Consider the following 5,620-nt stretch of genomic DNA (forward strand, 5'->3'; position numbering starts at 1 on the left):
GGCACCATAGGCGTGGGAGATATACACGTAGGGTGCGCACCTGTGCGCACGCGGTCACCGTTTCCCGGCCCGCGGCAATGGCAACTTCCGCACACTTTGCACCGCGTGCGCACAGGTGCGCACCCTACGCCTCCTGTACGCGTCGTTGGCATGCGGATTATTCGCTCAGCGCCGCCAGCTGCTCGGCCTGGTGCTCCGCCATCAGCGCGTTGGTCAGTTCGTTCAGGTCCCCATCCATGATCATGTCGAGCTTGTAGAGCGTCAGGTTGATGCGGTGATCGGTCAGCCGCCCTTGGGGGAAGTTGTAGGTGCGGATGCGCTCGCTGCGGTCGCCCGAGCCGATCAGGCTCTTGCGCGTGGCAGCTTCCTTCGACTGCTGTTCGCGCAGCTGCACGTCCTTGATGCGCGCGGCCAGCACCTTCATGGCCTGCGCCTTGTTCTTGTGCTGGCTGCGGTCGTCCTGGCACTCGACCACGATCCCGGTGGGCAGGTGGGTGATGCGCACCGCCGAATCGGTCTTGTTGATGTGCTGTCCGCCGGCACCCGAGGCGCGGTAGGTGTCGATGCGCAGGTCGGCCGGGTTGATGTCCACGTCCTCGACTTCGTCCGCTTCCGGCATTACCGCCACTGTGCAGGCAGAGGTGTGGATGCGGCCCTGGGTTTCGGTGGCCGGCACCCGCTGCACGCGGTGGCCGCCGGACTCGAACTTGAGTTTCGAGTAGGCGCCCTGGCCGACGATGCGCACGATTACCTCGCGGTAGCCGCCCAGGTCCGAGCTTGATTCCGACACCATCTCGACCTGCCAGCGGTTGCGCTCTGCAAAGCGGGTGTACATGCGCAGCAGGTCGCCGGCGAACAGCGCCGACTCGTCGCCGCCGGTGCCGGCGCGGATCTCCAGGAAGATGTTGCGCTCGTCGTTTTCGTCCTTCGGCAGCAGCATCTTCTGCAGCTCCAGGTCGAGCTGCGCCAGCCGGGCTCTAGCGTCGTCGATCTCTTCCTGCGCGAACTCCTTCATGTCCGGATCGAGCAGCATCTCCTGCGCGGCGGCGATGTCGCCGTTCGCGTCCTGGTATTGCTTGTACAGCGCGACCAGCGGCTGCAGCTCGGCATGCTCGCGGGTCATCTTGCGGTAGCTGTCCATGTTCGACGTGGCGCCCTCGCTCATCAGGAGTTCGTCCAGTTCGACAAGGCGGTTGGCCAGTTGGTCCAGCTTGGCCAGCATGGATGGTTTCATACGGTGATCGATAGATTTGTTGTGGCGCCGCGCAAAGCGGCGATGGACGCACCTGGGAGGCGCGCACGCGAACAGGGTCAGGGCCGCTAACGGCGGCCGCGGAACAGCTGCGGCAGCAGGGCCGCCAGGCGGGCGCGCTCGTCGCCCTCGGCACGGTGCAGCGCCTGCTGCGGCCCGTGCAGGAATTTGGCCGTCAGGCCTTTGGACAGCGCTTCGAGCACGGCGTCGACGTCCTCGCCTTTGGCCAGCATCTTGCGTGCGCGGTCCAGTTCCGCCATGCGCAGCGCCTCGCTCGACTCGTGCAGGTCGCGGATGACCGGCACCATGGCGCGGTCGCCCACCCAGTGCATGAACGACTGCACGCGGGTCTCGATGATCGCCTCGGCCTGCGCCACGGCGGCCTGGCGGCTCTCGATACCGGTCTGCACCACTTGCGACAGGTCGTCGACGCTGTACAGGAACACGTCGTCCAGGCGCGCGACTTCGGGTTCGATATCGCGCGGCACGGCCAGGTCGACCATGAACATCGGCCGCCGGCGGCGCGCCTTGATCGCGCGCTCGACCAGGCCCAGGCCGATCAGCGGCAGGGTCGAGGCGGTGCTGGTGACCACGATGTCGAACTGCGCCAGCCGCTCCGGCAGCTCGGCCAGGCGGATCGCCTTGCCGTTAAAGCGCGCGGCCAGCGCTTCGCCGCGCTCGAGCGTGCGGTTGGCGATCGTGATCGACTTCGGATGCTGGGCCGCGAAATGGGTGGCGCACAGCTCGATCATTTCGCCGGCGCCGATGAACAGCACGTTCTGGTCGGCGATGCGGTCGAAAATCCGCTGTGACAAGCGCACCGCAGCCGCGGCCATGGACACGCTGTGCGCGCCGATCTCGGTGGTGCTGCGCACTTCCTTGGCCACCGCGAAGCTGCGCTGGAACAGCTGGTGCAGGTAGGTGCCCAGGCCCCCGGCCTGCTCCGCGGCGCGCACGGCATCCTTCATCTGGCCCAGGATCTGCGGCTCGCCCAGCACCATTGAATCCAGGCCCGACGCGACCCGGAACGCGTGGCGTACCGCGTCGTGCTGTGGCAGCAGATACAGGTGCGGACGCAGTTCGGCGTAGTTCAGCGCGTGGTAGTGCGCCAGGAACTGGGCCGAAGCATCGAGTGGATTGGGTGCGCCGCTTGCCGCATACATCTCGGTGCGGTTGCAGGTGGACAGGATGGCAGCTTCGTCCTGGCCGCGCTCGTTAAAGCGCGAAAACCAGGCGCGCGCCGACTGCACCGCTTGGCCGAGCTGGTCAGGCGCGAGCGCCAGCTGCTCGCGCAGCGAGACCGGTGCGGTGGTGTGGTTAAGGCCAACGGCAAGCAGTTGCATTTCTGGGGGAAAAGAAGGCGCGTGCCGCGATTATACCCTGATGTTCTCAGGGGTGCTCCTGGGCTAGTTCAGATTCCCAGCTTTTCCAGCCGGTAGCCGTAGCTGTATACAGGCACCAGGCGGAAGCCGTTTTCCGGACGCAATTGCAACTTGTTGCGCACCCGCGAGACGTGGGTGTCCATGGTGCGCGACGGCACCGCGGTTTCGCGTACCCAGACCGACTCATGGATATAGGCGCGCGACAGCGGACGGCCGATGTTGCGGAAAAACAGTAGCGCCAGGTAGAACTCCTTGTGCGTCACATCGATGACTTCGCCGTCCATCAGCAGCCGGCCGGGGCGGGTTTCGAACACATAGGGGCCGAATTGCAGCTGTTCGGAGCCGTTTTGCGACGGATAGGCACGGCGCAGAACGGCCGACACGCGCGCCACCAGCTCGCCGCGGCGTACCGGCTTGATCAGGTAGTCGTCGGCGCCGGCGGTGACGCCGGCCACGATGTCATCCTCGGCCGAACTGCCGGCCAGGAACATCGTCGGCGCATTGGCTGCCATTTTTTCCTTGGCGCGGCGCAGCACCTCGGCCGCTGGCAGGTCGTTTACTTGCCAATCCATGATCAGCAGGTCGGCACTTTCCTTGCGCAGGTGAGCCAGAAGCTCCTTGCCGTTGTCGAACGATAGGCAGCTGTGTCCGGCGCCAGTGAGCACCTGGCAGATCAGATCTGCCTGGCTCCGGTCATTGTCCAAGACGGCTATTCTCATGGTGGCGGGCTTTTTGCGTGAAAGAAAGCTTGTAGGATCAGTCCTACAAAGTGCTTTGAATATAACAGACTTTCACAATGTGGTGCTATAACCGAACTAACAATTTACATTTGTGTTTAAGACGCGACACATTTAATGTAAAAGTAAACGCGACTGGCCGCAAATTCAACGCATCCGAGTGGACATGAAGAACCAAACAAGCGCCGAATCGATTGTGTTGCCGTCAACAAGCGAGGCGATCGAGCAGGTGCGCAGCCGGTGCCTGCGCCTGGTCCAAAAACGGGCGGCCATCGCGGCCGGGGTGGCAGTGGTGCCGCTGCCCGGGGTTGGCATGCTGTCGGACCTGGCCACCTTTGCCTTGCTGGTGGAGGAAATCAACCAGGCGTTCGGCCTGACCCCCGCGCAGATCGAGCGCCTGCATCCGCGCATGCGGGTGGCGGTGTACGAGGCGGCGGCGGCGCTCGGCGGTATGCTGGTCGGCAAGGTGGTGACGCGGGAGCTGGTGCTAAAGGTGCTGCGCAAGGCGGGGGTGAAGCTGACGGCAAAAAGCGTGCTGAGGGTGGTGCCGCTGGCCGGGCAGATTGCCTCGGCGGCAATCGGGTTCGCGCTATTCAGGCAGATGGGGTATCAGCACGTCGCGGCGTGCGTGAAGGTGGCGCAGGAGGTGGCGAAGCAGTAGGGCAGAGGCGTAGGGTGCGCACCTGTGCGCACGCGGTACGGTTGCGGATAGTTTGCGTCCGCGTGCGCACGGGGTGCGCACCCTACGAAATATTTGCCGGCTCAGGCGTCCGGCAGCACCACGTTCACGTCGAGCACCTCCAGGTTGCCCTGGCGGTCGAGCGAGATCTTGATGTCGTCCGGGTTGACCTTGGTGTACTTCGAGATCACCTCGATCAGCTCGCGATGCAGGGCCGGCAGGAAGTCCGGGCCGGCGCGGTTAGTGCGCTCGCGCGCGATGATGATTTGCAAGCGCTCCTTGGCCTGGGTCGCGCTCTTCGGCTTTGAGGGAAACAGGAATGAGAGCAGCGCCATGTCACTTCGCTCCAAAGATGCGCTGCCACAGTCCGGGCTTTTCGTAGTTGGTGAAGCGCAGCGGCACCTCCTGGCCGAGGAAGCGCGCAATCACGTCCTGGTAGGCTTCGGCCACGTCCGTGCCCTTGAAATGGATCGCCGGGTTGCCCTGGTTGGAGGCGTGCAGCACCGATTCCGATTCCGGAATGATGCCCAGCAGCTTGATGCGCAGGATTTCCTGCACGTCCTGGTAGGACAGCATCTCGTCGTGCTCGACGCGCTTGGGCGAATAGCGGGTGATCAACAGGTGTTCCTTGACCGGTTCGAGGCCTTCCTGCGCGCGGCGCGACTTGGCCTGCAGGATGCCCAGGATGCGGTCCGAGTCGCGTACCGACGACACTTCCGGATTGGTGACGATCAGCGCGTCGTCGGCGAAGGTCAGCGCCATCAGCGCACCGTGCTCGATGCCGGCCGGCGAATCGCAGATGATGTACTCGAAGTCCATCTTGGCCAGGTCCTTGAGCACGCGCTCCACGCCTTCCTCCGACAGCGCTTCCTTGTCGCGCGTCTGCGAGGCCGGCAGGATGTACAGGTTGTCGCAGTGCTTGTCCTTGATCAGGGCCTGGTTCAGCGTGGCTTCCTTGTTGACCACATTGATCAGGTCGTAGACGACGCGGCGTTCGCAGCCCATGATCAGGTCGAGGTTGCGCAGGCCGACGTCGAAGTCGATCACGACGGTCTTGTGCCCGCGCATCGCCAGGCCGGTCGAGAAGCTCGCGCTCGTGGTGGTCTTGCCCACACCGCCCTTACCGGACGTTACAACAATAATTCGTGCCACAAATAGGTCCTTTTCAGTATCTGGTCAGTTTCGGTTCAAGCGCGGATTGCCGGGCTGAGCGACGAAATGTCGATCCGGTCACCCACCAAACGGATTTGCGCCGGCTGGCGCGACAACTCTTCCGGGAAGCCATCCTCGAACATGCGGTAGACGCCGGCAATCGACACCAGCTCGGGCTGCATCGACAGCGCGAAGATGCGCGCCCCGGCATCGCCCGCGGCACCCGCCAGCGCCCGCCCGTTGAGCGGGGCGTACACGTGGATGCTGCCGTCGGCGATGATCTCGGCGCCGTTGTTGACGACCGCCGTAATGATCAGGTCGCTGCCGCGCGCGTAGATGCGCTGGCCGGCGCGCACCGGCGTGTCAACCACCATGGCCGGCACCGCGACCGGGGCCGCAGCGGGTGCCGGCGCGGGAG

Annotated in this window: 7 protein-coding genes; 1 reads left to right on the plus strand and 6 read right to left on the minus strand. The window is 64.6% G+C overall.

Translation table 11 applies throughout. The features are described 5' to 3' along the window. Positions 1 to 157 precede the first annotated feature (157 nt). The 3 genes from prfA to E4O92_RS01995 all read right to left on the minus strand — a co-directional run bounded on the left by prfA (position 158) and on the right by E4O92_RS01995 (position 3,353). Positions 158 to 1,234, minus strand: a complete 1,077-nt coding sequence (gene prfA, locus E4O92_RS01985) for a peptide chain release factor 1 (RefSeq protein ID WP_135188072.1) — start codon at positions 1,232 to 1,234, stop codon at positions 158 to 160. Positions 1,235 to 1,320: 86 nt separating this feature from the next. Further along, a complete protein-coding gene (gene hemA / locus E4O92_RS01990) occupies positions 1,321 to 2,595 on the minus strand; it encodes a glutamyl-tRNA reductase (RefSeq protein WP_135188073.1) in 1,275 nt (424 codons plus the stop codon). A gap of 68 nt (positions 2,596 to 2,663) precedes the next feature. Next, complete coding sequence (locus E4O92_RS01995) at positions 2,664 to 3,353, minus strand: response regulator transcription factor (protein ID WP_135188074.1); 690 nt, start codon at positions 3,351 to 3,353, stop codon at positions 2,664 to 2,666. Between the two features lie 184 nt (positions 3,354 to 3,537). Between E4O92_RS01995 and E4O92_RS02000 the strand changes: the two genes are divergently transcribed. After that, positions 3,538 to 4,032 (plus strand): hypothetical protein, encoded by a 495-nt coding sequence (locus tag E4O92_RS02000; protein WP_167759666.1) that lies wholly within the window; start codon positions 3,538 to 3,540, stop codon positions 4,030 to 4,032. Positions 4,033 to 4,133: 101 nt separating this feature from the next. On the opposite strand, the gene minE is transcribed toward E4O92_RS02000, so the two are convergent. The 3 genes from minE to minC form a co-directional block, all read right to left on the minus strand. Continuing rightward, positions 4,134 to 4,385 (minus strand): cell division topological specificity factor MinE, encoded by a 252-nt coding sequence (gene minE, locus E4O92_RS02005; RefSeq protein ID WP_135188075.1) that lies wholly within the window; start codon positions 4,383 to 4,385, stop codon positions 4,134 to 4,136. A 1-nt stretch (position 4,386) separates the two neighbouring features. After that, positions 4,387 to 5,202: a septum site-determining protein MinD gene (minD, locus tag E4O92_RS02010; protein WP_135188076.1), complete on the minus strand. Its 816-nt coding sequence runs from the start codon at positions 5,200 to 5,202 to the stop codon at positions 4,387 to 4,389. Positions 5,203 to 5,237: 35 nt separating this feature from the next. Continuing rightward, positions 5,238 to 5,620, minus strand: a 383-nt coding sequence (gene minC / locus E4O92_RS02015; protein WP_135188077.1) for a septum site-determining protein MinC, incomplete at its 5' end; no start/stop codon positions are given.

It is taken from the genome of Massilia horti, from assembly GCF_004614195.1.
GTDB lineage: Bacteria > Pseudomonadota > Gammaproteobacteria > Burkholderiales > Burkholderiaceae_D > Telluria > Telluria horti.

What these genes read in the sequence shown, in the direction of transcription:
- prfA (WP_135188072.1), bottom strand. Translation starts at nt 1,234, where the DNA reads ATGAAACCATCCATGCTGGCCAAGCTGGACCAACTGGCCAACCGCCTT.
- hemA (WP_135188073.1), bottom strand. Translation starts at nt 2,595, where the DNA reads ATGCAACTGCTTGCCGTTGGCCTTAACCACACCACCGCACCGGTCTCG.
- E4O92_RS01995 (WP_135188074.1), bottom strand. Translation starts at nt 3,353, where the DNA reads ATGAGAATAGCCGTCTTGGACAATGACCGGAGCCAGGCAGATCTGATC.
- minE (WP_135188075.1), bottom strand. Translation starts at nt 4,385, where the DNA reads ATGGCGCTGCTCTCATTCCTGTTTCCCTCAAAGCCGAAGAGCGCGACC.
- E4O92_RS02000 (WP_167759666.1), top strand. Translation starts at nt 3,538, where the DNA reads ATGAAGAACCAAACAAGCGCCGAATCGATTGTGTTGCCGTCAACAAGC.